This window comes from Streptomyces sp. NPDC051133 (assembly GCF_040682635.1).
Taxonomy (GTDB): domain Bacteria; phylum Actinomycetota; class Actinomycetes; order Streptomycetales; family Streptomycetaceae; genus Streptomyces.
Map to the genome: position 1 here is coordinate 33,425 of NZ_JBFBBK010000035.1, position 24,470 is coordinate 57,894.

A 24,470-nucleotide genomic window follows, 5' to 3' on the forward strand; every position below is an offset into this window, starting at 1 on the left:
TCTTGTCTGATCGATCCGAAATAGTCGCCGTTCAGAACTCCGTTGACATAACCCTGGCAATCACGAGTGATCTGCGCCGGTTCGAAATCCGTCAGATTCTGGAGAAGAGCCCGATCGTGGGGAGCGTCCGGATGGCCGGCGACCCCGCCGCCGCGCTCCGCGAGACGCTGACCGCGCCGGACCGCATCGCCGTCCTGGCCCTTGCCGACCTCATGGGGCCGCTGTCCGCGGTGCCCGAGATCGAGAAGGGACAGCGGGTCTCCGCCCTGGTCCTCGTCACCGAGGCGGACGTGGTCGCCCTGCGCCGGCTGCCGGACATGCCCGGGGTCGGCTACCTGGGGCCGGAGGACCTGACCCCGGCCGGACTCGGGCACGCGCTGTCGCGCATGGCGGCGGGTGAACCGCCGGTGCCGGCCTGGCTGGTGCAGAGCCTGCTGGCCACCTGGCGGGCCGAGCCCGAGCGCGCCCGGTCCGCGCCCCGGCTCACCCCGCGCGAGCAGCAGGCGCTGGTGCTGCTGGTCGACGGGCTCAGCAACAAGCAGATCGGCAGACGGCTGGGCATCTCCGACCACGGCGCGAAGCGTCTGGTGGGCAACATCCTCGCCAAGCTGGACTGCCCGAACCGCACGTCCGTCGTCGCGCTCGCCCTGCGGGACGGGCTGTACGACCAGTGCCTGCGCAACCGCTAGCCGTCCACCGCGGCCGGCCCGGCCACCCACCCGGCACACCCAGCACGCGCACACCCACCCAGCGCACCACCCCCATGACCCACCCCCCCACACCAACCCGCACACCAACCCCCGCACACCCACTTCCGCACACCCACCCCACACGGCCACCCCACCGGGGCCCGGGTCCCGCCCGCACGGCGCGCCCCGGGCCCTTTCGTCACCGCCGGGTTGCCCCGGGCCGCGTGTGACCCGAACCGTCGCCGGTCCGTCAGGCCCTCGGGTTGAACGGGTCCGCGACTCCCTGGCCGGTGTCCACCCAGACGCTCTTCTCCTCGGTGTACTCCCGGAGCGCGTCGGGGCCGTTCTCCCGGCCGAGGCCGCTGTGCCCGAAGCCGCCGAAGGGGGTCGCGTAGGAGGTCTTGCGGTAGTTGTTGAGCCACACGGTGCCGGCCCTGAGCCGGGCCGCGACCCGGTGGGCGCGCTGCACACTGCCGGTCCACACGCCCGCCGCCAGCCCGAACGGGGTGTCGTTGGCGATGCGCACCGCGTCGTCCTCGTCGCGGAACGGGATGACCGCGGCGACGGGCCCGAACACCTCTTCCCGGGCGATCCGCATGTCGTTCGTGACGTCCGCGAACACCGTGGGCCGCACGAACAGGCCCGCGGGCAGTGCGGGCACCTTGGCGGGCACCCCGCCGGCCACCAGCCGGGCGCCGTCCCGCTGGGCGATCTCGATGTAGCGGAGCACCTTGTCGTACTGGGCGGGACTGGCGACCGTGCCCATCTGGGTGGCGGGGTCGGTGGGGTCGCCGACCCGGATGGCCTCCGCGCGCTCGGCGAGTCGCTGGACCACCTCGTCGTACAGCTCCCGCTGGACGAGGATGCGGGAGCCGGCCATGCAGGTCTGGCCGCTCGCGCCGAAGATGCCGGCGACCAGCCCGTTCAGCGCGGCGGGCAGGTCGGCGTCGGAGAAGACGATGTTGGGGGACTTGCCCCCGAGTTCGAGGGACACCCGCTTGAGGCCGTGGCCGGCCGCGGCGGCGATGGCCCGGCCGGTCTCGGTGGCCCCGGTGAACGCGACCTTGTCGACCAGCGGATGCTCGACCAGGGCGGTGCCGCAGGGGCTGCCGAGTCCGGTGACCACGTTGAACACCCCCGGCGGCAGGCCGCATTCGGCGGCGAGTTCGGCGAGCCGCAGCGTGGAGACCGGGGTGATCTCGGACGGCTTGGCGACGACGGTGTTGCCCGCCGCGAGCGCGGGGCCCAGCTTCCAGGCCAGGAGCAGCAGCGGCGAGTTCCACGGTGTGATGGCGGCGACCACCCCCAGCGGCTCACGCACCGTGTAGTTGACCATGCCGGTCACGTGGAGGGGGTTGGTGGTGCCCGTCGGCAGTTGGGCGAGGCCGGCGTAGTAGGTGAAGTACTCGGGCAGCAGCCGGACCTGACCGGCCATCTCGCGCAGCAGCTTGCCGTTCTCGCGGACCTGCAGCCGGGCGAGCTCGTCGGCGTGGTCGGCGATCGCCTCGCCGAAGCGGATGAGGAAGCGGGCCCGGTCGGCCGCCCGCCAGGTCGGCCACGCGCCCTCGGTGAAGGCGCGGCGGGCTGCGGTCACCGCCAGGTCGACGTCGGCGCCGGTCGCGTCGGGCACCCGCGCCCAGACGTCCGAGGTGGCGGGATCGGTCACGTCGAGCAGCGTGCCGTGGGCCGGGACGTGGGCGTTGTCGACGAACAGGCCGTGTTCCGCGACGGAGTCGGCGGCGGAGTCTGGCGAAGGGATCATGGTCCCAACATTGTCCTACAATGGGTCAATGGGTCAATGGGTGTTGAGGGCGGGTGTGAGACAGTGACGCCGCCGGAGTCGTCCGGATCACCGTCGGCGGGAGGGCCGTTGAACATCACACGTGTCGTCGCGCCCGTCCGGGCGCAGGTCGTCGAGGTCGTGCGGGCCGACATTCTCAGCGGGACGCTCGCCCCGGGGCAGCGGCTGGTCGAGCGGGAGTGGTGCGAGCGTCTCGGCGTCTCGCGGAACACCCTGCGCGAGGCCTGCCGCCAGCTGGAGGCCGAGGGTTTCCTGGACATCCCCCCGCACAAGGGCCCGATGGTGGCCGTCCTGACGGACGAGGACGCGCGGGGCATCTACGAGATCCGGGAGGCACTGGAGTCGCTCGCCGTCCGGCTCTTCGTGGAGCGCGCCGACGACGCCCGGGTGGCCCGGCTGCGCGCGGCGGTGGACGAGCTGACCGCGGCTCACGCGTCGGAGGACGTGGCGGCGATGCTGGTGGCCAAGGAGCCGTTCTACGACGTGCTGTACGAGGGCGCGGCCAACCGGGTGCTGCGGGAGCAGGCCACGGTGCTCGGCGGGCGGCTGGCCCGGCTGCGGGCGCGCTCGCTGGGCCGGGAGGGCCGGCCGGGGGCGAGCGTGGCGGAGATCGACGCGGTGATGCGGGCCGTCGAGGCCCGGGACGCCGAGGGGGCGGCGGCGCTGTGGGCCGCCCATGTGCGTGCGGCGGCACGGTCCGCGCTGCGGGAGCCGGTGGGGTCGGTGTGCCCCTGAGGGCGTGAACCGCGGCTCCGGCGGGCGGGGGCCGGCGAGCCGGAAGGAAGCGGCCGGGCCCCCCGTGCCGTGGCGGCGCGGGTCAGCAGGTGACGGCCGGTGCCTTCTCCGGGGCCTCGCGGATGCAGGGGGTCAGCAGCCGGAGGATGTCCTGCAGCTCCTGGTGGAGCGAACGCGGCTCTCCCGGCCGCTGGGACCAGCGGTACAGGGCGCCGAGGTAGGCGTCCCGCAGGATCAGGCCGAGCAGGTGCGGATCGGTGCCGGTCCGTACGTCGCCGCGATCGAGACCGTGGGCGATGATCTCGGCGAACGTCGCGGCCGTCCCGGGCTCCTCGGTGAGCGGGCGGCCGGTCTTCACCCAGGCGCTGACCATGACCCGGGCGACGGCGGCCTCGTTCTCGTTCATCCGGGCCAGGTGGGCCAGACAGTGCGAGAGCCGGCTGAGGGTGGGCTGCGCGGGATCGAGGTCGTCGACCAGGTCGGTCAGGATCAGCCTGCGCTGTTCCGACCAGGCCGTGATGAGGTCCTCCTTCTGCGGGAAGTGGTTGAAGAAGGTCCCCCGGGCGGTGTCGGCGAGTTCCGTGATCTCGTCGATCGTCGTCTCGTCGTAGCCCTTCTGCTGGAACAGTGTGAGCGCGGCTTCGTACAGGCGCCCCGCCATGCGTTGTTTGTTGCGCTCACGTCGGCCGGTGGGCTCGGGGCGCTGAGTTGCCGCTGTTGCCATGGACATCATCCCTGCGGGAGTGCGGATTGTCCTCCGGCGGTGCGCGAAGCGGAGGCGGCGGGCTGAGCCCTCACCGCCTCCGGCTGTCGGAGTGGGAGTCTCGGCCCGCCGCAGGCACGCTGACGATCCGTAACGGGTCGTTAACGGACACTCAAGCAGAATAGCAATTCTCGGTCTGGAGTCCAACTTTGGTTCGCAGACCTTCAATTCGTGTCCGCTGCCCCGACGCCCGCTCCGCCAGCTCCCGCAGGGAGTCGCCGCCGAGCAGATCCGCCGAGGTCAGCTCGATGCCGAACGTGCTCTGCAGCTGCCGGCCCAACCGGACGGCCATCAGCGAGTCCAGTCCGTACTCCCGCAGGCTCCGGCGAGGGTCGAGCGCCTCTCTGTTCAGACCCAAGGCCGCAGCGGCATACGACAGGAGCACCTCCTCGGGACTCTGTGCGGGCCGGGCGCTCTCGGCGGTCTCGGCGGTGCGCTGGGCCGGGATGACCGCCCGCGGACTCTGGGCGGCCGGCGGTGCCACGGGCGAGGACAACGGTGTCGCGGCGGGCGCGGCGGGGGCGTCCGGGGCCGCCGCGGGGGCGGAGGCGGCGGACGCGACCAGGTCGACCGTGCGCTGAGCGGTGGCCAGCACGGTCCGGGCGACCCCGGCGAAGTCCTGCAGCGGCCGCCTGGCGAAGGCGGACACGAGGCGGTCGAGACCTCCCCCGAACACCCCGGCCGCGCGGGCCGGCAGCCGGTGCATCCGTATGCCGGTGAACTCGGCCAGCAGCCGGCCCTCGACGCTCACCAGCCGGACGTCCGCGAGCGCGCCACCCGGTGCGCCGGTCCACCGCACGAGGCTCCAGAACTGTTCGGCCGGCTCCGCGTGCAGATGTACGGAGTCCATGGAGACCGGCAGCGGGGTGCCCGCCGGATCGTCCTGCGGGGCCGCGGCGAGCAGCGGCTGCAGGGCGCACTCCATGGTGGCCGGCCAGGATCCGGCCACCGCGTGCACCTGCGCCACCGCCTCCCCGTCGCGCCGCCACGTCCGGTGCGGAGCCGGGGCCGACAGCCCGTGCCGGGCGGCCAGCCGGCGGAAGCCGGCGTGGTCCAGGTCGCCGTCGCACCGGGCCAGCGCCCGGCCGAGTTCGGCGGACCAGTCGTCGGCGCCGTCGTCCGCCGTGGTCAGTACGGCGGTCAGGGCCTCCTCGGCCGCCTCCGATCCGCGCACCGCCCTGACCCGCAGCCGACGCTCCCCGTTGTCACCGGGCGCGTCGAAGGTCACCCGGACGGCGGTCACGCCCGGCAGGCCGACCGGCTCGTCGCCCAGGCGTATCTCCCGCAGGGCGACGGCACCGGACGCGGGCAGGCAGGCCGCGGCCCGTCGGATCGCGTCCATCGCGAGCGCCGGGTACAGCACCTCCCTGCCGTACAGGGCGACCCGCTCGGGCGCGCTGCCGCCGTGCAGTTCGGCCAGGGGCACGTCCCGCACGACGCTCGCCGGCGCGGGCCGGGCGCCCGCGGTCCGCAGCCGCACGAAGCGGGTGTCGTCCCAGACGGGCCGGGGCAGCCGGGCGTGCTGCGGGCCGCCCGGGAACCAGCGGCCGAAGTCGACGTCGACGCCCAGGGCGTGCACGGCGCCGAGCGCCCGGGTGAGGCACTCGCGTTCGTCCTGGTGGCGCCGGAGCGAGGCCACGGCGGTCTGCGGGAGGCCGGCCTCGGTGAGGGTCTGCCGTATCGCCGGGACGAGCACGGGGTGCGGGCTGACCTCGATGAACACGCTCTCCCCGGCCTGCGCCGCGGTGCGCACGGCATCGGTGAAGAAGACCGGGCGACGCAGGTTGTCCGCCCAGTACCCGGCGTCCAGTCCGGGCCCCTCCACCAGGGCGCCGGTCACGGTGGACAGCATCGGGACCTCGGCGGGGCGCGGGCGCAGTCCGGCCAGTTCGGCCAGCAGGTCCGTGCGCAACAGGTCCATGGCGGGACTGTGCGAGGCCACGTCGACCTTCACCACGCGGGCGAAGCGCTCCCGCACCTGAAGCTCCACGGCGATCTCCTGGACGGCGCCGGCGTCCCCGCTCAGCACGGTCAGCCCCGGGGCGTTGCGGGCGGCGACGGTCACCAGACCGCCGTGCGGCGCGACGGCCTCCTCCGCCTCGGCGGCGGACAGATCGGTGGCGAGCATCAGTCCCTGCCCCGAGAGCCGCTGCATCAGCCGGCTGCGACGGCAGATCACCGCGGCGGCGTCCGCGAGGGTGAGGATGCCCGCCACGTGCGCGGCGGCCACCTCGCCCATGCTGTGCCCGATGCACAGGTCCGGCTCGACGCCCGCGGCGCGCCACACGGCCGCCAGCGACACCTGCACCGCCCAGAGCGCGGGCTGCACCACCTGTACGGCGTCCGGCAGGGGCGCGTCGTCCAGCAGCACGGCGAGCACCGAGGTGCCGGTCTCGGCCCGCACCAGTGCGTCGCACTCCGCCATCTTCTCGCGGAACTCCTGTGAACTGTTCAGGAGTTGACGGCCCATGCCGAGCCACTGCGAGCCCTGCCCGGGGAAGACGAAGACCGCGCGGCGCGGGCCCCGGAAGCCGGCTTCCGCGACGCCGCCCTCGGCGATCTCCGTGCCGGCGGCCAACTGTGACAGGCGCGCGGCCAGTTCGGCGCGGTTCTCACCCGTCACCCAGAGCCGGTCGTGGTGGTGGTCCCGGGAGCGGGCGGCCGTACCGCAGTAGGCGCGCAGCGGGGTGGTGCTGTCCTCGCCGAGCCGGCGGGCGTGGCCGGCGGCGAGCCGGCGCAGCACCCGGGGCGAGCGGGCGGAGAGGACCAGCAGGTGCGGGGCGTCCCGGACCGGCGGCGCGGGCGGCTCCGCGGTCCCGGCGGGCTCGGCCACGTACTCGCCGATCACGGCGTGGGCGTTGGTGCCCGCCAGTCCGAACGAGCTGACGCCGAGCGTCGCCCGCTCGCCCCGCGGGGTCAGGGGCCGGGCGGAGAGCGCCACCTCGAGCGGGGAGCCGGGGCCGCGCAGCAACGGGTGCGGGTCGGTGACGTGCAGCGAGGCGGGGACCTGGCGGTGCTGGGCCATCAGTACGGCCTTGATGAGGCCGGCGATCCCGGCGGCGGCCTCGGTGTGCCCGATGTTCGTCTTGACCGAGCCCAGCAGCAGCGGGGCGCCCGCGCGGGTGTCCGCCACGGCCGAGCGCAGCGCCTCGAGTTCGACGCCGTCGCCGACCTGGGTGCCGGTTCCGTGCGCCTCCACGTAGTCCAGCTCGCCCGGCTCGATGCCCGCGGCCTGCCAGGCGGTGCGCAGCATCTGTGCCTGGCCCTCCACGGCGGGCTGCACCAGCAGGCCGCTGCTCGCTCCGTCGTTGGTCACGGAGCTGCCGAGCAGTACGGCGCGGACGGGGTCGCCGTCGCGCACCGCGTCCGCGAGCCGCTTGAGGACGACGACGCCGACGCCCTCGCTGCGGACGAAGCCGTCCGCGGACCGGTCGCCGAACTTGCAGCGGCCGTCGGGGGAGAGCATGGCGCCCTGCGAGTACGCGATGGCGTCGGCCGGGGTCAGGACGAGGTTCACGCCCGCCGCGATCGCCAGGTCGCTCTCGCCGGCCAGCAGGCTCTGCCGGGCCTGGTGCACGGCGACCAGCGAGGACGAGCAGGCGGTGTCCAGGACCAGGCTCGGGCCGCGCAGGTCGAAGGCGTAGCTGACGCGGCCGGCGGCCACCGCGCGCAGCCGGCTGCCCACCGCGCTGCGGATGTCGTGCTCCACCGGACCGGGCCACTCGTCGTACTCGGCGGTGGCCTGGCCGACGAACACGCCGGTCGGGCTGCCGGCCAGCGCGGACGGTCTGACCGCGGCGTCCTCGAACGCCTCCCAGACGACCTCCAGGAGCATGCGCTGCTGGGGGTCCATGCCCTGGGCCTCCAGCGGAGAGATGCCGAAGAAGGCCGCGTCGAACCGGAACGGGTCGTCGAGGAAGCCGCCGTACCGGGAGACGGTACGGCCCGGGGTGCCGGACTGCGGGGAGAAACAGGCGTCGGCGTCGAAGCGCTCCCGCGGTACGCGGGTGACGGCGTCGCCCCCGTCGGTCAGCAGTCGCCAGAACGCCTCGGGGTCCGGGGCGCCGGGAAACCTGCAGCCTATTCCGATGATCGCTACAGCCTTGCCGTCCATGCAGTACATCCCCCATCTGCTGTGCCACACGACCGATCCATGTATGGATCAACGTTCGGATGGTACACGTGAGGCCAGAATTGACCTCCAGTCTTTTAATTTTTTGAACAAGCCCATAACGCGCCAAAGTTGATGACCCGTCAGTAGGGCCGCCGTACGGCGCTCCGGGCGGGGGATGGGCCCGGGCACCGTACGGCGGCCCTGACGGACGTGCGCGGGATCAGGCCGCGGAGCGGGTGTCGCCGTACTGCGCGGCGGCCCGGTTCATCCGGGCGATCTCCACGACGGACGCCGCCGCGATCAGCTCGCCGCACCCGCTGGAGGCCAGCTGGCGCAGCGTCTCCGGGTTGCGGCGCAGCTCGCCGCAGACGAAGAAGTGCACCCCGTGCTTGGCCGCGATCTCGCAGATGTGGTCCACGACCTGGCGGTTGACGCGGCTGAACGGGTCGACCTTCACCTGGTCGCTGCTCCGGTCCACGCCGTTGAGCAGGGCGAACAGGTCCGAGGTGCCCACCGCCACGAAGGCCGGCCGGCAGGTCTCGATCAGCTCCGGCAGCTCGTAGAGCATCGCCGGGACCTCCAGCGTCATCCCGAGCCCGACCCGCTCGTCCAGCCCGGCCTCCTGGAACATCGCGGCGACGTGCTGGAACTCGGCGATGGTGGAGACGAACGGGATGCTCACGTCGATGCGCAGCTCGGGGTGGTCCTCCAGCACCCGGCCGATCGCCCGCAGTTCCGGCCACCAGCGGTCGGCGATCCGGGGGCCGCGCACCCCGAGCTCGGGGTTGGCCTCCTCGGCGACCTCGATGCCGGTCTCGCGCAGCTCCGCCGAGGTCGGGTCCGACAGCACCAGGCGGATCCGTCGCCAGCCGCGGGCGGCCAGCTCCGCGACGGACGCGGTCAGGTACTCCTCGATGCGCTCCTCGGAGTAGAACGCCTCCGGCTCCTCCGCGAACAGCTGGAACAGGCAGAACTTCAGCCGGAAGTAGCCCACGTCGTGGATGTTCCACGCCTTGTACAGGGCCTCGTTGTCGTCGTTCATGTAGGAGCAGATGGCCGTCACGGGCAGCGGCAGCCGGTCCAAGTCGACCAGGCCGTCGTTGTCGACCTGGTAGCGGGCGCCCTCGCGGACCGCAGGCAGGTCCTCCACCAGCACCAGGGCCTTGCCGCCCTCCTGGAGCATCTTGCGGGCGTGGTCCGCGAAGTGTTTCTCGCCGACGGCCACCCCCGCGATCCGCGGGTCGTCCAGCGCGGTGCGGACGGTGGAGAAGGTCAGCGACTGCTCCACCAGGAGCAGCGGCCCCGCGTCACCGGCGGGCGGCGCGCCGCGGAACGCCGTGGCCGCGAACGGCAGATCGGTCTTCACGAGGGTGCGCGAGGGGAGCGAGGCGGACCCGGAGTCGAGCCGGGCGGAAAGGGTCAGGTCGAGGTCGAGGGGCAGGGACTGCGTCACGGTCATATCTCCAGGGAAGGCAGAAGTGTCACTGTGTCGGCGCCGCTCAGCAGCCGTTTTCCGGCTTCCAGGACACTTCCCGAGTAGCCGGCGGTGTTGTGCACGTAGGCCTGCGTGATGATCTCGGTGATACCCGAGCCGGGCAGCGCCTCCGGGATCACCTTCAGGTGGGTGGGCGCGGTGATGACGGTCGCGGCGGCGCCCGACTGGGAGAACGCCCGCGAGCCGACGGGGATGTCGGTCGTGTGGATCACGTTCGGCATCGCCTCCCGGGCCCGGTCGAACCCGGCGCGCACGGTGTCGAAGTCCAGGGCGGCGCGGACGAAGAACCGGCTGACCTGGTAACCGGGCGGCTGGGTGAGCACCCGCAGCGAGACGGTGTTGAGCGCCTGGACGCCGGGCAGCCGGGTCATCGACTTCTGCAGCTGGGAGAAGCCCGGCCGCAGGTTGTCCCGGGCGTCCTCGCGCCGGGCACCGATGCCCTTGGTGCCGAAGCTGCTGGACGCGGTGTCCGGGTGGACGATCTCGGTCTCCGCCCGCACCAGGCCCAGGTCCGCGACACCCGCGAGCGAGGCGGCCTCGACCACCCCGCGCAGCTGTGCCGCCCAGCCGACACACTGGCAGCTGCCCAGCGAGAAGAAGCCGTCACCGGCCGGCACCGGTTCCTTGATCCCGAGCACGGACACGTCGGCGCCGTCGAGCGGGACGTAGAAGGCGGGGATCGCGGTGTTCTCGGCGACGCCGATGACCCGGCCGGCCACGGTGCCGATCCGCTCCAGCATCGCCCGGGAGCGGATGTGGTCGCGGTGGGTGGCGAGGACGGCGAGGTCGAACGGGCCCAGGCCGAGCACCGCGTCGTCCTCCACGTCATAGAAGTGGACCCGGATCTTCCGCCCCTTGACGAGCAGGAGCGAGCTGTCCTCGTCCACGCTGACCTGGCCGTACAGGGACGGGTCGGCCAGCAGGATCCGGCCCACCAGCTGCTGGAGCGAGGAGAGCGGTTCGAGCGCCCGGTCCGCGGCGATGGGCCGGGTGACCACGTCCGTGATCATGAAACCGTCGCGCTCGGGGTCGTTGAGGCTGAGCAGGTTGCTGCCGATGTCGGCGCCGGCGCCGAACAGGATGGCTGTCTTCATGGTCGGTCCTTGGAAGGGGTCAGGGAGCCGGCGCGGCGGCGCCGACGGCCCGGCGGGTGGCCAGCAGGGTGAGGGCGAAGGCCAGGACCACCACCGCCACGGCGAGGATCAGGGCGCTGAAGCGGCCGGGGAGCAGGAAGCCGGCCAGCACCAGCACCGGGGTGGAGACCAGCCCGGAGATCTGCTCCAGGCGCCCGGTGCGGGCGGCCTGCAGACCCGGAGCCAGCCCGGCCCGGCCGAGGCCGGCCATGGCCATCGGCCGCACTCCGCCGGAGAAGACGCCGAGCAGGGTGATCGCCACCAGCGCCACCGGCAGCCGGTCGGGGAAGAGTCCGAACAGGGCCAGGGAGACGGCCGTTCCGGCCAGACCCACCGGCGCGACCACGTCCGGTCCGAAGCGCTCCCCGATCCGGCCCGCGTACCGCGCCGAGAGGAAACCCGCGAACGTGAACAGGCCGAGGACCGCGCCGATCGCGGCCAGGTCCACCTCCAGCCGGACGAAGAACAGGAACGGCAGCAGGCCGACGTACGGGGCGAGCGCCGCGACGCGGCCGGCGATGTAGTACGCGCTCCACCAGCCGGTGCCGGCCGGCGCCGCGGCCGGTGCGGTCGCCGGCCGCGGGCCCGCGGGCGCCGCCGGAGCGGGCTCGCGGACCGCGAGGACCAGCACGAGCGCCAGCAGCGCGGCCGCGGCCGAGCAGTACAGGACGGCGGTGTGGATCCGGCTGAACAGCACGGCGCCGATCACGCCGGCGACCATCACCGACATGAACATCCAGCTCTGCATGACCGCGCCGAGCCGCCCGCGCCGGGCCGGGTCCGGGACCAGGCCGGCCAGCAGGCCGGCGTCGGGGCCCGCACTGATGCTGAAGCCGAAGCCGCCCAGCACCTGACCGGCCGCCGCCGTGGCCACCGTGGGCACGGCCATCAGCAGCAGGCCGGCCGCCTTGCACGCCTCGCCCAGAGCGATGGTGCGCCGGGCACCGAGCGCCCGGATCAGCCGGGGGCCGGCCGGACCGGACAGGGCGACCGTCGCGCCGTAGACGGCGAGCAGCGTCTCGATCACCGGCAGGGACAGGTCGCGCTTGTAGAACAGCACGAAGAGGACGGGCAGATGGAAGTAGAAGCGGGAGATGATCCGGTACGCCGTCAGCAGCCGCAGCGAACTCCGGTCGGTCTCGGCGTGCGCGGGAGCGGCCACCGCGGTCACGTGCGCACCTGTCCCATCCGGCCGGTCAGCGCCTTCTTGTACTCGGCCGGGTCGGTGACCAGGTTCGGGAAGATCTCCACCAGGTCCTCGGTGGGGAAGCGGCCCGCGCGCACCAGGTACGGCACGTCGAAGGTGAAGTCCGCGACCGTGTTGCCCTGGTCCTGCCCGGCGGCGTCGTCCCAGGTGACCGGGCCGCCGTCGACGAACAGGTCGACGCTGGACCCGAGATCCTCCAGGGCCTGTTCCCGCGTCACCAGCGCGCCGCCCGCACCGGACAGGTTCGCCGAGGTCAGCGCGATCGGGCCGAACACCTGCGTGATGTCGTACTGCGGCCGCCGGCCGTGGCACATGATGCCGATCGTCGGGGCACCCATCGTCATCTGCTCGGGGAACGGGTGGTCCTTGAAGAAGATCGGCGTGATCAGGCCCGGCAGCAGCCTGCCGAGGACCGCGTCGTCCACGAAGTCGGGGACCTTCACGTACTTCCCGATCTCCGCCGGGTCCGGGATCGCCAGCGTCAGCGGACCGAACTTGGTGCGGCGCTTGGCCTCGAAGACGCGGGCGACGGCCTCCGCGTTCTCCGGGTCGCAGAAGACGCCGTAGTGGGTGGCGCTGGGGGCGATGACGAGTCCCCCGTCCTGGAGGACCTTGACGGCTTCGGCCACCGCGGCGGGCCCCGCGGGCACGATCCTTGCCTTCGCGGACACTGTCGTTGCCTTTCTCTCTGAGAAATTGACGGCCGGTCCGGGAAATCCGAGGGGGTATTTCCCGGCGGCCGACATCAGTAGACAGAAATCCGGAACGGCCGCCAAGGGTAATTCGGTGCGAGCGAAAGGGGATAGCCGTTCGGGGAGCGCCGGATCAGCAGCTCGAAAGGCGCGTTGTGGGCGCAACGACGGCCCGCCTAGTCTCGCCGGGACAACGATGGGCACGGGAGGCCAGGCATGGAATTCGACGTCGTCGTGGAGATACCGCGGGGCTCGCGCAACAAGTACGAGGTGGACCACGAGACCGGCCGTCTCCGGCTGGACCGCCGGCTGTTCACCGCGACCCACTACCCGGCGGACTACGGTTTCGTGGAGGGCACCCTCGGCCAGGACGGGGATCCGCTGGACGCGCTGGTGCTGCTCGAGGAGCCGACCTTCCCGGGCTGCGTCATCACCTGCCGGGCGATCGGCATGTTCCGGATGACGGACGAGGCCGGCGGTGACGACAAGCTGCTGTGCGTCCCGGCGACCGACCCCAGGGTGGCCCACCTCCAGGACATCGGCCATGTGCCGGAGTTCGACCGCCAGGAGATCCAGCACTTCTTCGAGGTGTACAAGGACCTGGAGCCCGGCAAGTCCGTCGAGGGCGCCGACTGGGTCGGCCGCGCGGCCGCCGAGGAGGAGGTCACCGCCGCGGTGAAGCGGCTGGCCAACTCCCGTCAGGGACTGTGATGCGCTGAACGGCGCCGACGCCGGCGCCTCGTACGACGATGCCCAGCGGTGCGGGAACTCCCGCGCCGCTGGGCATCGTTGTGCCGGCATGACGCCGCACGTGACCCCCGCGCCGCCCGGGACGCCCGCGCTGCCCGCGCCGGCCTCGGCGACCGGGCCGGCCGCTGCGCCGCCCGAGCCGGCCGAGCCGCCCGAGCCGGCCGAGCCGCCCGAGCCGGCCGAGCCGTCCGAGCCGTCCGAGCCGGCCGAGCCGGCCGAGCCGTCCGGTCAGGAGGCCCGCGCCGTGCGTGCCGCGCGGGTCACCTCGGGCAGCGGGTCGGCCCGGCGGGCGACGTCGAGCAGGGCGTGCAGGGTGCGTTCGGCCGGACCCAGCCGCGGCCGCCACTGGGCGACGACGCTGACCGGGCGGATCCGCTCGGCCAGCCGCAGCTCGATCAGCTCCCCCTCCTGCAGCTCCCGGGTCACCGCCAGCTCCGGCAGCAGCGACACCCCGTGCCCGTGCCCGGTCAGCCGCAGCAGCGCCGACAAGGAGCCCTGGATCATCGCCAGCTGGGCGCCGGCCAGCAGGTCCCGGCCGAAGCGGTCCACCAGCATCTCCGAGGTGCACCCGGGCTCCGCCACCAGGAAGTCGTACTGCAGCATCTCCTCGGGCGTCACGACCTCCTTGCGGGCCAGTGGATGGCTCGGCGCCGCCACCAGCACCGTCCGGTCGTGCCCCACGACCGCGTGCGGGCCGAGCGCCCGGATGCCGTTGTCGTACTGGAAGACCAGATCCAACTCACCCGAGCCGAAGGCCTGTTCCAGCGTCCGCCGGTTGGCGACCGTCAGCTCCACGTCCGCGCCGCTGTCCGCGCCGCCGTCCGTGCCGCCCGCCCCGTACTCCAGCGCGGCCAGCACATCCGGCATCCACACGTGCGCCAGCGACTCCTGCGCCCCGATCCGCAGCCGCGGCCGGTCGCCGCGCGCCGCCCGGCGCATCCGCTCCTCCAGCTCCAGGGCTTCGCGGGCGTGCGGCAGCAGCCGGGCGCCGGCCTCCGTGAGCACCGCCCCGGTGCCCGCGCGCACCAGCACGCTCACCCCGAGATCCGCCTCCAGCCGCTTGAGCTGGGCGCTGAGACTGGACTGTGCGTATCCCAGAGCCTGTGCGGCGGCGGAGATACCACCCTGGTCGGCGACCGCGACGAAAGCGCGCAGATAGCGAGAGTCCACGCCAGCAGCATAGCCGCCATCGGACTTTCCGATGGGGGTATCGGAGTTACGGCGTCGCAGGTCCGCGGGCCGCTGGGACACGCTGCAGTCATGACTACAGCCGACCCCCTTCCCCGCCCCACCGGCGTCGCCGCCCCGGAGGCACCCACCCGGACCCCCGAGCCGCCCGCGCCGTCCGCTCCGTCCAAGTTCCTCGCCAAGCTGACGTTCGCCGGCATCGCCACCGGCAACCTGCTCGTCCTGCTCGACACCTCGATCCTCAACGTGGCCGTGCCCGACGTGCAGAAGTCCCTGCACCCGGCCGCCGCCGCACTGCCCTGGGCCGTCGACGCCTACACCGTCGTCTTCGCCGGGCTGCTGCTCGCCGGCGGTGTCATCGCCGACCGGTGGGGTGCCCGGCGCGTGTACGCCACCGCGCTCGGCCTGTTCGCCGCCCTGTCCGTGGTGTGCGCCCTCGCGCCCAACGTCGGCTCGCTCATCGCCGGCCGTGCGCTGCTCGGTGCCGCGGGCGCCGGCCTGGTCCCCGCCTCCCTGGCGCTGCTGATCCACCTGAACCCCGATCCCGCCCGCCGCACCCGCGCCATCGGCGCCTGGACCGCGCTCAGCGGCCTGGGGGCCGCCGCCGGACCCGTGCTCGGCGGCGCCCTGGTCGAACTCGGCGGCTGGCGCCTGGTGTTCCTCGTCAACCCGCCGATCGCGCTGGCCGCGCTGCTCCTCGCCCGCAAGCTGCCGGTGCCGCCGGTGCGCGCCACCCGCGCCCTGGACCGTCCGGGCCTCACCCTGTCCACCGCCGGACTCGGTCTGCTCACCTTCGGCCTGGTCGAGGCCGGCATCGAGGGCTGGGGCTCGCCGCAGGCCCTCATCCCCATCGTGGCCGCGCTGGCCTGCTTCGTCGCCGTCGCCCTCGTGGAGCGCCGGGTGGCCTCCCCGGTGCTGCCGCCGGCCCTGCTGGCCCTGCCCAAGGTACGGGCCGCGATGGTCGCCGCCGCGGTGTCCTGCTTCGCCTACTTCGGCGGGATGTACATGTTCGCGGTGTGGCTGCAGCACACCTACCACCTGACCCCGTTCAAGGCCGGTCTCGCCTCGCTGCCGATCGCCTTCCCCGTCTGCGTCATGCCGTTCTTCACCGGCCGGCTCGTCGCCCGCTACGGCCCCCGCCCGATCCTGCTGACCGGCATGACGGCCTCCGTCGTCTCCGGTGTGCTGCTGGCCTTCGCGGTGGGCCACCACCCGCCGCTGCCGCTGATCCTCGCCGCCGAGCTGACCCTCGCCGCGACCGGCACCCTGTCCATCCCCGGTGCCGCCGCCGCGATGGCCGTCTCCGCCCCGCCGGAGTACGCCGCGACCAGCCAGGGCGCGCTCAACGGCATCCGCCAGGCCGGCTCGGCCCTCGGCGTCGCGGTGCTCGGCACGCTCGGCGCGCTCACCACCTCCGGTTACGTCCTCATCGGCATCGGCCTGGTGGCCGTGCTGCTGGTGGCGAAGGCGACGGCGAAGCCGAGCGCCTGACGGACCGCACCCTCGCGTCTGCGACGCGCACGGACCGGCGCCCCGGGTAACTCCCCCGTCCCCGGGGCGTCACGCGTCGGCGGTCGGCGGCCGACGCGGCAACACGACAGCGGCACCACCTTTCCGGTGGTGCCGCTGTCGTTCGTGTCGTCGGTGCCTCGTGGGCAGCCGGACAGGCTCAGTCCGCCAGGACCGCCGCGATGCGCTCGACGGAGCGCGGGTCGAACAGGATCGAGTAGTGGTTGACGTCGTCCAGCACCTCGTCCCGCAGCTCGGGCAGCCGGCGCCGCCACTCCGCGACGACCGCCTCCGGGATCATGCCGCCGGGCTCGTTCACCCGGCCTCGCGAGGCACGCAGCAGCGCCAGCGGGGAGGCGACCTTCTCCAGGGCCGCCCCGATCTCGGCCCCGTGCGAGGCCAGCCAGCGCCCGTTCTGCCGCACGGCCTCCTCGCGCACCCGGGAGCGGAAGCCGGCGGCGGTGTCCAGGGCGTCGTAACGGGCGTAATCCTCCGAGCCGGCGGTGCGCCAGCCCGCGAAGACCGGATGGTCCAGGAAGAACGTCCCGTACGCGTCCAGGGTCGGGAAGGTCCGGCCGAGCCGCTCGATGGCCTGCCCGAACATCCCCTGCATCACCCGCTCGGGATCGGCGCCTTCGGGCACCGCGAGCGGCAGACCGCCGTCGATCATGACGACCTTGCGGAACGACCGCTGCGCGCCGACCAGCGCGGCGAGGGTGCCCCCCATCGAGTGGCCGGTCAGGACGGTGTCCGGGCCGGCGAACCGGTCCACCACGGACAGGACGTCCTCGGCGAGCCGGTCCAGCCCGTACGGCCCGGGCAGCAGGTAGCTGTGCCCGTGCCCGCGCAGGTCCATCGCCAGCAGGCTGTGGTCCTCGGGGAGGGCGGCGGCGATCGGTCCCCAGGTCCTCAGCGACCCGAGAATTCCATGGACGGCGATCACCAGCCGGTCGCCCCCGCCGAACCTGGCGAGGCGCAAAGTCCCGTCCGCCACGCTGATTTCATCAGTCTGTGTTTTCATGCGGGCACCATAGACAGGCGGAATACCGACCGGACAGAAAGCCTTTCGGGGTGGTCCGCGCGGTACGGCGGACCGGGTATACCCGATCGTTCATGCCCGAAAGGGGGTGCCTTTAAAGGGCGTTGTGCCGTCACCGTCGGAACCCTTGAATGGGCCCGAAAGGAATCCCGACTCCCGAGGACGTGCCGTGACCGACAGAAGGCCGCCGCTTCCCCATGACTTCCTGCCTCCGGTGCCGTCGTTCACGGTACTGAGCGACGACATCGCGCCCGGGGCGCTGCTCGGCGCCGACCAGACACTGGCCGGCGCCAACCTGTCCCCGCAACTGCGCTGGGAGGGCTACCCGGCCGGGACCCGGAGTTTCGCGGTGACCTGCTTCGACCCCGACGCGCCGACCGGCAGCGGGTTCTGGCACTGGGTGCTGTTCGATCTGCCGGCCGGGACCACACGGCTGCCCCGGGGCGCGGGCGGCGCCGGCTTCACGGGACTGCCCGCCGGGGCCGTGCACGCCCGCAACGACTACGGCACGCGGGACTTCGGGGGCGCCGCACCCCCCGAGGGGGAACGTCACCGCTATGTCTTCACCGTCCACGCCGTCGACCAGGAACGCCTCGGTCCCGACGCGGAGGCCTCACCCGCCGTGGTCGGTTTCCACCTGCGCTTCCACACCCTGGCCCGGGCCCGGCTGATCGCCGAGTACGCCGTCCCGGCCACCGTCTGAGCGCGGCCCGCGCGGGCCCTCAGGCGTCCACCGGGGCGGCGTCCGACGTCTGCACCCGGGGTACGACGATCGGTCCCCGCGGCCTCCTCGTGGCGCGCAGCGCGTCCCCCGTGAGCAGGAACAGCGCCAGCCAGACCAGGGCGAACCCAGCCCAGCGCTCGGGCGGCATGGCCTCGTGGAAGTAGAGGATGCCGAGCAGGAACTGGAAGACGGGGGCCAGGTACTGCAGCAGGCCCAGCGTGGACAGCGGCACGCGGATGGCCGCCGCGCCGAAGCAGACCAGGGGCAGCGCGGTGACGACGCCGGTGGAGGCGAGCAGGGCCGCGTGTCCGGTGCCGTCGTTCACGAAGCTGGACTCGCCGTGCGCCCCGAGCCACAGCAGATAGCCGAGCGCGGGCAGGAACTGGATCGCGGTCTCGGCGGCCAGCGACTCCACCCCGCCGAGCCCGACCTTCTTCTTCACCAGGCCGTAGGTGGCGAAGGAGAGGGCGAGACAGAGGGAGATCCACGGCGGGCGGCCGTAGCCGACGGTCAGCACGGCCACGGCGGCGAAGCCGGTCGCGACCGCCGCCCACTGCACGGGCCGCAGCCGCTCCTTCAGCAGCAGCACGCCCATCGCGATGGTCACCAGCGGGTTGATGAAGTACCCGAGGGAGGCCTCGACCACATGGCCGGAGTTCACGGCCCAGATGTAGATGCCCCAGTTCACGGTGATGACGGCCGCGGCCACGGCGACCAGCGCGAGCCGGCGGGGTTGGCGCAGCAACTGCCCCGCCCAGGCCCAGCGCCGCACGAAGAGCAGGGCCACGGCGACGAAGACCAGGGACCACACCATGCGGTGGGCGAGGATCTCCATCGCCCCGGCGGGCTTCATCAGCGGCCAGAACAGGGGGACCAGCCCCCACATGCCATAGGCGGCGAAGCCGTTCAGCAGGCCTGTTCGGTGCTCACCCTTGGACGTCCCGGCCACGGCCCCTCCTTCTTTTCGCACCCACGCACGCGTGAACGAAGGTAGCGCCGCGCACCCCCGGCTGTCATGTCCGTATCGCCATACGGTCATGACAGCCGGGGATACGGGGGAGAGGTCAGCCCTTGAGAGCTGCGGTGACGGCCTCCGCCAGCGGGGTGGTCGGGCGGCCGATCAGGCGGGACAGGTCACCGGAGGTGACGACCAGCTCGCCCTTCTCGACGGAGACGTCCACGCCGGCGAGGATCGCCGCCAGCGGCTCCGGCAGTCCGGCGCCGGAGAGGATGCCGGCGAAGGTCTCGACGGAGACCGGGCTGTAGACGATCTCCTTGCCGGTCTGCCGGCTCAGCTCCGCCGCGTACGAGGCGAAGCCCCAGGCCTCGTCGCCGCCCAGCTCGTACGTCGTGTTCTCGTGGCCCTCGCCGGTCAGCACCGCGACCGCGGCGGCGGCGTAGTCGGCGCGGGAGGCCGAGGAGATCCGCCCGTCACCGGCGGCCTGGACGACCGCACCGTGTTCCAGCACCGGCGCCAGGTTCTCGGTGTAGTTCTCGTGGTACCAGCCGTTGCGCAGCAGGCTGTAGGGCAGCCCGGAGGCGAGCAGCACCTCCTCGGTCGCCCGGTGGTCGTCGGCCAGCGCGGCCGTCAGGGTGCCGGGGGCGCTGGTGTACGCGAGCAGCGCCACACCTGCCGCCTTCGCCGCGTCGATGACGACCCGGTGCTGCCGCACCCGGCCCTTGTCGAACTCGTTGCCGGAGATCAGCAGCACCTTGTCACCCGCGGCGAACAGGTGGTCGAAGGTCTCGGGCGCGTTGTAGTCGGCCACGGCCAGCCGCACGCCGCGGGCCGCGAGGTCGGCGGCCTTCGCCTCGTCCCGTACGACTGCGGTGATCCGCTCCGCCGGGACCTTCTCCAGCAGCTGCTCCACGACGTGCCGGCCGAGGTGTCCGGTGGCTCCGGTGACGACGATGCTCATGGTCGACAACTCCTTGTGGGACGTCTTGTGTCTGGGTAGGACACTCACCCTAGGAGGGTCGCTAACTGTTGGAAAGTACCCACTTTGAAGTAAGGTACGGGCATGGTGGTAAGTGGTTCCCAGGGCGACGGCGAGGCCATGTGCCCCCATCGCCCTGGTCATCGAGCACGTCACCAGCCGCTGGGGCGTGCTGGTGCTGATCCAGCTCTTCGACCGGCCCTATCGCTTCAGCGAACTCCGCCGGGCGATCAGCGGCCTCGGCGGCCGGGGCGTCAGCGAGAAGATGCTCACCCAGACCCTCCAGACGCTGGAGCGCGACGGGCTCGTCCACCGGGACGCCAAGCCCGTCATTCCGCCGCGCGTCGACTACTCCCTGACCGGACTGGGCCGTGAGGCGGCGGAGCAGGTGCGAGCTCTGGCGCGGTGGACCGAGCGGCGTATGGACGACGTGCTCACCGCCCGCCAGGCATACGACGAGGCCCGGGAAATCCAGTCCCGGGCCTCGTAGTCACACGCTGAGCGGGCTCAGCCGACGACCGTCCAGGTGTCCCCGCCGGCCAGCAGCGAGGCCAGGTCGCCCTTGCCGCGCTGCTCGATCGCGGTGTCGAGCTGCTCGGTCATCGCCGTGTCGTAGACGGGCCGCTCCACCGAACGGAACACGCCGATCGGGGTGTGGTGCAGGGTGTCCGGGTCGGCCAGCCGGGACAGCGCGAAGGCCGTGGTGGGCGACGCGGAGCGCGCGTCGTGCACCAGGACGTCCGCCTCGTTCTCCGGCGTCACCGTCACCACCCGCAGATCACCGGTCTGCCGGTCCCGTACGACCCCGCGCGAGGAGTCGGGGCCGAACCGGATCGGCTGCCCGTGCTCCAGCCGGATCAGGGCCTCCTCGGCCCGCTCCCGGTCCTTGAGGGCGTCGAAGGCCCCGTCGTTGAAGATGTTGCAGTTCTGGTAGATCTCGATCAGGGCCGTACCCGGGTGGTCGGCCGCCTCGCGCAGCACCTGGGTCAGATGCTTGCGGTCGGAGTCGATCGTGCGCGCGACGAAGGACGCCTCCGCGCCGATCGCCAGCGACACCGGGTTGAAGGGGGCGTCCAGTGAGCCCATCGGCGTCGACTTGGTGATCTTGCCGACTTCCGAGGTGGGGCTGTACTGGCCCTTGGTCAGGCCGTAGATCCGGTTGTTGAACAGCAGGATCTTCAGGTTGACGTTGCGGCGCAGGGCGTGGATCAGGTGGTTGCCGCCGATGGACAGCGCGTCGCCGTCACCGGTCACCACCCACACGCTCAGGTCACGGCGCGAGGACGCGAGGCCGGTCGCGATGGCCGGGGCGCGGCCGTGGATGGAGTGCATCCCGTAGGTGTTCATGTAGTACGGGAAGCGGGAGGAGCAGCCGATGCCCGAGACGAAGACGATGTTCTCGCGCGCCAGGCCCAGCTCCGGCATGAAGCCCTGCACGGCGGCGAGGATCGCGTAGTCACCGCAGCCCGGGCACCAGCGCACCTCCTGGTCCGACTTGAAGTCCTTCATCGACTGCTTGGCCTCGGCCTTGGGGACGAGCTGCAGCAGCCCGTTGCCGGAGTCAGTCATTGATGGCCTCCTTCAGCGCCGCGGCGAGCTGTTCCGCCTTGAACGGCATGCCGTTGACCTGGTTGTAGGAGTGGGCGTCGACCAGGTACTTCGCCCGGATCAGGGTGGCGAGCTGCCCGAGGTTCATCTCGGGGATCACCACCTTGTCGTACCGTCCCAGCACCTCACCCAGGTTCCGCGGGAAGGGGTTGAGGTGGCGCAGGTGCGCCTGTGCGATGGACTCACCGGCTCTGCGCAGCCGCCGTACCGCCGCCGTGATCGGGCCGTACGTCGAACCCCAGCCGAGGACCAGGGCCTTCGCCTCGTGCGGGTCGTCGACCTCGATGTCCGGGACCTCGATGCCGTCGATCTTGGCCTGGCGGGTGCGGACCATGAAGTCGTGGTTGGCCGGGTCGTAGGAGATGTTGCCCGTGCCGTCCTGCTTCTCGATGCCGCCGATGCGGTGCTCCAGACCCGGCGTGCCCGGGACCGCCCACGGGCGGGCGAGGGTCTGCGGGTCCCGCTTGTACGGCCAGAAGACCTCGGTGCCGTCGTCCAGGGTGTGGTTCGGCCCCTGCGCGAACTGCACCCGCAGATCGGGCAGTTCGTCGAGGTCCGGGATCCGCCAGGGCTCGGAGCCGTTGGCCAGGTAGCCGTCGGAGAGCAGGAAGACGGGGGTCCGGTAGGTCAGGGCGATCCGGGCCGCCTCCAAAGCGGCGTCGAAGCAGTCCGCCGGGGTCATCGGCGCGACCACCGGGACCGGCGCCTCGCCGTTGCGGCCGTACATCGCCTGCAGCAGGTCCGCCTGCTCGGTCTTGGTCGGCAGACCGGTGGACGGCCCCCCGCGCTGGATGTCGACGACCAGCAGCGGCAGCTCCAGGGAGACCGCGAGGCCGATCGTCTCGCTCTTGAGCGCGACACCGGGACCCGAGGTGGTGGTCACCGCGAGCGAGCCGCCGAACGCCGCGCCCAGCGCCGCGCCGATGCCGGCGATCTCGTCCTCGGCCTGGAAGGTCCGCACACCGAAGTTCTTGTGCTTGCTCAGCTCGTGCAGGATGTCCGACGCCGGGGTGATCGGGTAAGAGCCCAGGAACAGCGGCAGATCCGCCTGCTGCGAGGCCGCGACCAGGCCGTAGGCGAGCGCCAGGTTGCCGGAGATGTTCCGGTAGGTGCCGACGGGGAAGGCCTTGGCGGCCGGCGCGACCTCGTAGGAGACCGCGAAGTCCTCCGTCGTCTCGCCGAAGTTCCAGCCCGCCCGGTACGCGGCGATGTTCGCCTCGGCGATCTCCGGCTTCTTCGCGAACTTCGACCTCAGGAACTTCTCGGTGCCCTCGGTGGGCCGGTGGTACATCCAGCTCAGCAGGCCCAGCGCGAACATGTTCTTGCTGCGCTCGGCCTCCTTGCGGGAGAGGTCGAACTCCTTGAGCGCCTCCACCGTCAGGGTGGTCAGGGGCACCGGGTGGAGGCTGTAGCCGTCGAGCGAGCCGTCCTCCAGCGGGGAGGCGTCGTAGCCCACCTTCTGCAGCGCGCGCTTGGTGAACTCGTCCGTGTTGACGATGATCTCGGCGCCGCGCGGCAGATCGCCGATGTTCGCCTTCAACGCGGCCGGGTTCATCGCGACCAGCACGTTCGGCGCGTCCCCCGGGGTGAGGATGTCGTGGTCGGCGAAGTGGAGCTGGAAGGAGGAGACGCCGGGCAGGGTGCCGGCGGGGGCGCGGATCTCGGCGGGGAAGTTCGGCAGGGTGGAGAGGTCGTTGCCGAAGGACGCGGTCTCCGAGGTGAACCGGTCACCCGTGAGCTGCATACCGTCACCCGAGTCCCCCGCGAACCGGATGATCACCCGGTCCAGACGCCGCACGTCCTTCGCGCCGCCCGGTTTGCGCTGTTCTCCTACGACGGTTCCGTCGGTCTGCTCCGCTGGGCTGCTGACCTGGCTGGTCACTGAACTGGACCTCCTTCGAGGCGGCTGTCCGGGGCGTGGTCGTCCCACGGACCATCCCAGGATCAACCCTACGTCGGTTAGGGTCGCCTTCCCGAGGCCATCCACGGACTGGACAGCATTTCGAGACGGCCTTGTCGCGCTGGCTCCCATCATGGCGCTCATCTCTCAAGCGCCGATCAAGGCGCTCCCCGCGCGTTCCCGGGTTCTCTCCTGTTTTCTCCGCTCCGCCGGTCTGCCGCGGCGTATCCCTCTGTCTACATGTACGTTCCTGGACGGCTTCTGGCTTTCTTCGCCCACGGCGTCCGGGTACCCCCGGCCGCGGCGGCCGGGGGCAGACGTCACGAGTTCAGGTACCGGGGGCAGGCGTCACGAGTTCAGGTAAGTGAGGACGGCCAGCACGCGCCGGTGGTCCCCGTCGCTCGGGGCCAGGCCGAGCTTGAGGAAGATGTTGCTGACGTGCTTCTCCACGGCTCCGTCGCTGACCACCAGCCGGCGGGCGATCGCCGAGTTGGTGCGTCCCTCGGCCATCAGGCCGAGCACCTCGCGCTCGCGCGGGGTGAGCCCCGTCAGCACGTCCTGCTTGCGGCTGCGGCCGAGCAGCTGAGCGACCACCTCGGGGTCCAGCGCCGTACCGCCCTCGGCCACCCGCACCACCGCGTCGACGAACTCCCGCACGTCCGCGACCCGGTCCTTGAGCAGATAGCCCACGCCCCGGCTGGAACCGGCCAGCAGTTCGGTGGCGTAGCGCTCCTCCACGTACTGCGACAGCACCAGCACCCCGAGTCCCGGATGCGTCTTGCGCAGCGCCACGGCCGCCCGTACGCCCTCGTCGGTGTGGGTCGGCGGCATCCGCACGTCCGCCACCACCACGTCCGGCAGCGTGCCCTGGGCGTCCAGGTCGGCGACGGTCTTCACCAGCGCCTCCGCGTCGCCGACACCGGCCACCACCTCGTGTCCGCGGTCGGTCAGCAGCCGGGTCAGGCCTTCCCTGAGCAGCACTGAGTCCTCGGCGATGACCACCCGCACCCTGTCCTCCACGATCTTCCGGCCCCCCATGCCCGCTGGCTGACGACGCACGTTCGTCCGCGCGTCCGTACGAACGTCCAGCATTCCAGCATTCGCCCCGGGCCGCCGCCGAGCCGGGGAAACGGGGCGGGGTGGTGCCGGGGCGGGGGTCGCCGGGCGTGTGCGGAGCGGGGGTCGC

Annotated in this window: 19 protein-coding genes and 1 pseudogene; 6 read left to right on the top strand and 14 right to left on the bottom strand. The window is 72.4% G+C overall.

The annotated features are described in order from the left end of the window. The first annotated feature begins 131 nt into the window (after nt 1-131). Entirely contained in the window at nt 132-689 is a 558-nt protein-coding gene (locus AB0N17_RS30635) for a LuxR C-terminal-related transcriptional regulator (RefSeq protein ID WP_366014805.1), read from the top strand. 250 nt (nt 690-939) lie between these two features. Here the strand turns inward: AB0N17_RS30635 and AB0N17_RS30640 are convergent, their stop codons facing one another. After that, on the bottom strand, nt 940-2,451 hold the full coding sequence (locus AB0N17_RS30640; RefSeq protein ID WP_366014806.1) for an aldehyde dehydrogenase: 1,512 nt from the start codon (nt 2,449-2,451) through the stop codon (nt 940-942). A gap of 108 nt (nt 2,452-2,559) precedes the next feature. Between AB0N17_RS30640 and AB0N17_RS30645 the strand changes: the two genes are divergently transcribed. Further along, nucleotides 2,560-3,225, top strand: a complete 666-nt coding sequence (locus AB0N17_RS30645; RefSeq protein WP_366014807.1) for a GntR family transcriptional regulator — start codon at nt 2,560-2,562, stop codon at nt 3,223-3,225. A gap of 82 nt (nt 3,226-3,307) precedes the next feature. Here the strand turns inward: AB0N17_RS30645 and AB0N17_RS30650 are convergent, their stop codons facing one another. The 6 genes from AB0N17_RS30650 to AB0N17_RS30675 form a co-directional block, all read right to left on the bottom strand. Then, nucleotides 3,308-3,949 (bottom strand): TetR/AcrR family transcriptional regulator, encoded by a 642-nt coding sequence (locus AB0N17_RS30650; protein WP_366014808.1) that lies wholly within the window; start codon nt 3,947-3,949, stop codon nt 3,308-3,310. Between the two features lie 151 nt (nt 3,950-4,100). Then, the gene (locus AB0N17_RS30655) at nt 4,101-8,102 is read right to left on the bottom strand and encodes a beta-ketoacyl synthase N-terminal-like domain-containing protein (RefSeq protein WP_366014810.1); all 4,002 of its coding nucleotides are present in this window, start codon (nt 8,100-8,102) and stop codon (nt 4,101-4,103) included. Between the two features lie 220 nt (nt 8,103-8,322). Next, nucleotides 8,323-9,561, bottom strand: coding sequence for a putative PEP-binding protein (locus AB0N17_RS30660; RefSeq protein WP_366014811.1), 1,239 nt, complete (start codon nt 9,559-9,561; stop codon nt 8,323-8,325). Then, complete coding sequence (locus AB0N17_RS30665; RefSeq protein ID WP_366014812.1) at nt 9,558-10,691, bottom strand: hypothetical protein; 1,134 nt, start codon at nt 10,689-10,691, stop codon at nt 9,558-9,560. The genes AB0N17_RS30660 and AB0N17_RS30665 overlap by 4 nt, the downstream gene beginning before the upstream one ends. Before the next feature lie 19 nt (nt 10,692-10,710). Next, nucleotides 10,711-11,901: an MFS transporter gene (locus AB0N17_RS30670; protein WP_366014813.1), complete on the bottom strand. Its 1,191-nt coding sequence runs from the start codon at nt 11,899-11,901 to the stop codon at nt 10,711-10,713. After that, the gene (locus tag AB0N17_RS30675; RefSeq protein ID WP_366014814.1) at nt 11,898-12,608 is read right to left on the bottom strand and encodes an L-threonylcarbamoyladenylate synthase; all 711 of its coding nucleotides are present in this window, start codon (nt 12,606-12,608) and stop codon (nt 11,898-11,900) included. Before AB0N17_RS30675 ends, AB0N17_RS30670 begins: the two co-directional genes overlap by 4 nt. Before the next feature lie 237 nt (nt 12,609-12,845). Between AB0N17_RS30675 and AB0N17_RS30680 the strand changes: the two genes are divergently transcribed. Beyond that, nucleotides 12,846-13,340 (top strand): inorganic diphosphatase, encoded by a 495-nt coding sequence (locus AB0N17_RS30680; protein ID WP_366014816.1) that lies wholly within the window; start codon nt 12,846-12,848, stop codon nt 13,338-13,340. Nucleotides 13,341-13,607: 267 nt separating this feature from the next. On the opposite strand, the gene AB0N17_RS30685 is transcribed toward AB0N17_RS30680, so the two are convergent. After that, on the bottom strand, nt 13,608-14,549 hold the full coding sequence (locus AB0N17_RS30685) for a LysR family transcriptional regulator (protein ID WP_366014817.1): 942 nt from the start codon (nt 14,547-14,549) through the stop codon (nt 13,608-13,610). A gap of 90 nt (nt 14,550-14,639) precedes the next feature. Between AB0N17_RS30685 and AB0N17_RS30690 the strand changes: the two genes are divergently transcribed. Beyond that, nucleotides 14,640-16,058: an MFS transporter gene (locus tag AB0N17_RS30690; protein WP_366014818.1), complete on the top strand. Its 1,419-nt coding sequence runs from the start codon at nt 14,640-14,642 to the stop codon at nt 16,056-16,058. Nucleotides 16,059-16,236: 178 nt separating this feature from the next. On the opposite strand, the gene AB0N17_RS30695 is transcribed toward AB0N17_RS30690, so the two are convergent. Further along, the gene (locus tag AB0N17_RS30695; protein ID WP_366014819.1) at nt 16,237-17,097 is read right to left on the bottom strand and encodes an alpha/beta hydrolase; all 861 of its coding nucleotides are present in this window, start codon (nt 17,095-17,097) and stop codon (nt 16,237-16,239) included. Between the two features lie 187 nt (nt 17,098-17,284). On the opposite strand from AB0N17_RS30695, the gene AB0N17_RS30700 reads away from it, so the two are divergent. Beyond that, on the top strand, nt 17,285-17,818 hold the full coding sequence (locus AB0N17_RS30700) for a YbhB/YbcL family Raf kinase inhibitor-like protein (RefSeq protein ID WP_366014821.1): 534 nt from the start codon (nt 17,285-17,287) through the stop codon (nt 17,816-17,818). 19 nt (nt 17,819-17,837) lie between these two features. Here the strand turns inward: AB0N17_RS30700 and rarD are convergent, their stop codons facing one another. Together rarD and AB0N17_RS30710 are read right to left on the bottom strand one after the other, a co-directional pair. Beyond that, complete coding sequence (rarD, locus tag AB0N17_RS30705) at nt 17,838-18,788, bottom strand: EamA family transporter RarD (protein WP_366014823.1); 951 nt, start codon at nt 18,786-18,788, stop codon at nt 17,838-17,840. A gap of 115 nt (nt 18,789-18,903) precedes the next feature. Then, nucleotides 18,904-19,758 carry an SDR family oxidoreductase gene (locus AB0N17_RS30710; RefSeq protein WP_366014824.1) on the bottom strand — a complete coding sequence of 285 codons (855 nt, stop codon included), beginning with the start codon at nt 19,756-19,758 and terminating at the stop codon, nt 18,904-18,906. 102 nt (nt 19,759-19,860) lie between these two features. Between AB0N17_RS30710 and AB0N17_RS30715 the strand changes: the two are divergent. Next, nucleotides 19,861-20,266: pseudogene (locus tag AB0N17_RS30715) on the top strand (helix-turn-helix domain-containing protein). A 17-nt stretch (nt 20,267-20,283) separates the two neighbouring features. Here AB0N17_RS30715 and AB0N17_RS30720 read toward each other — a convergent pair. The 3 genes from AB0N17_RS30720 to AB0N17_RS30730 all read right to left on the bottom strand — a co-directional run bounded on the left by AB0N17_RS30720 (nt 20,284) and on the right by AB0N17_RS30730 (nt 24,322). Then, the gene (locus AB0N17_RS30720) at nt 20,284-21,345 is read right to left on the bottom strand and encodes a 2-oxoacid:ferredoxin oxidoreductase subunit beta (RefSeq protein WP_366014825.1); all 1,062 of its coding nucleotides are present in this window, start codon (nt 21,343-21,345) and stop codon (nt 20,284-20,286) included. Beyond that, nucleotides 21,338-23,266 (bottom strand): 2-oxoacid:acceptor oxidoreductase subunit alpha, encoded by a 1,929-nt coding sequence (locus AB0N17_RS30725; protein ID WP_366014826.1) that lies wholly within the window; start codon nt 23,264-23,266, stop codon nt 21,338-21,340. Before AB0N17_RS30725 ends, AB0N17_RS30720 begins: the two co-directional genes overlap by 8 nt. Before the next feature lie 366 nt (nt 23,267-23,632). Then, the gene (locus AB0N17_RS30730; RefSeq protein WP_366014827.1) at nt 23,633-24,322 is read right to left on the bottom strand and encodes a response regulator transcription factor; all 690 of its coding nucleotides are present in this window, start codon (nt 24,320-24,322) and stop codon (nt 23,633-23,635) included. Nucleotides 24,323-24,470: the final 148 nt, after the last annotated feature.

Bases quoted from the DNA above. Each gene is read 5' to 3' on its own strand.
- AB0N17_RS30640 (WP_366014806.1), bottom strand. From the start codon at position 2,451: ATGATCCCTTCGCCAGACTCCGCCGCCGACTCCGTCGCGGAACACGGC.
- AB0N17_RS30730 (WP_366014827.1), bottom strand. From the start codon at position 24,322: ATGGGGGGCCGGAAGATCGTGGAGGACAGGGTGCGGGTGGTCATCGCC.
- AB0N17_RS30650 (WP_366014808.1), bottom strand. From the start codon at position 3,949: ATGGCAACAGCGGCAACTCAGCGCCCCGAGCCCACCGGCCGACGTGAG.
- AB0N17_RS30710 (WP_366014824.1), bottom strand. From the start codon at position 19,758: ATGAGCATCGTCGTCACCGGAGCCACCGGACACCTCGGCCGGCACGTC.
- AB0N17_RS30660 (WP_366014811.1), bottom strand. From the start codon at position 9,561: ATGACCGTGACGCAGTCCCTGCCCCTCGACCTCGACCTGACCCTTTCC.
- AB0N17_RS30720 (WP_366014825.1), bottom strand. From the start codon at position 21,345: ATGACTGACTCCGGCAACGGGCTGCTGCAGCTCGTCCCCAAGGCCGAG.
- AB0N17_RS30635 (WP_366014805.1), top strand. From the start codon at position 132: ATGGCCGGCGACCCCGCCGCCGCGCTCCGCGAGACGCTGACCGCGCCG.
- AB0N17_RS30695 (WP_366014819.1), bottom strand. From the start codon at position 17,097: ATGAAAACACAGACTGATGAAATCAGCGTGGCGGACGGGACTTTGCGC.
- AB0N17_RS30690 (WP_366014818.1), top strand. From the start codon at position 14,640: ATGACTACAGCCGACCCCCTTCCCCGCCCCACCGGCGTCGCCGCCCCG.
- AB0N17_RS30655 (WP_366014810.1), bottom strand. From the start codon at position 8,102: ATGGACGGCAAGGCTGTAGCGATCATCGGAATAGGCTGCAGGTTTCCC.
- AB0N17_RS30680 (WP_366014816.1), top strand. From the start codon at position 12,846: ATGGAATTCGACGTCGTCGTGGAGATACCGCGGGGCTCGCGCAACAAG.
- AB0N17_RS30665 (WP_366014812.1), bottom strand. From the start codon at position 10,691: ATGAAGACAGCCATCCTGTTCGGCGCCGGCGCCGACATCGGCAGCAAC.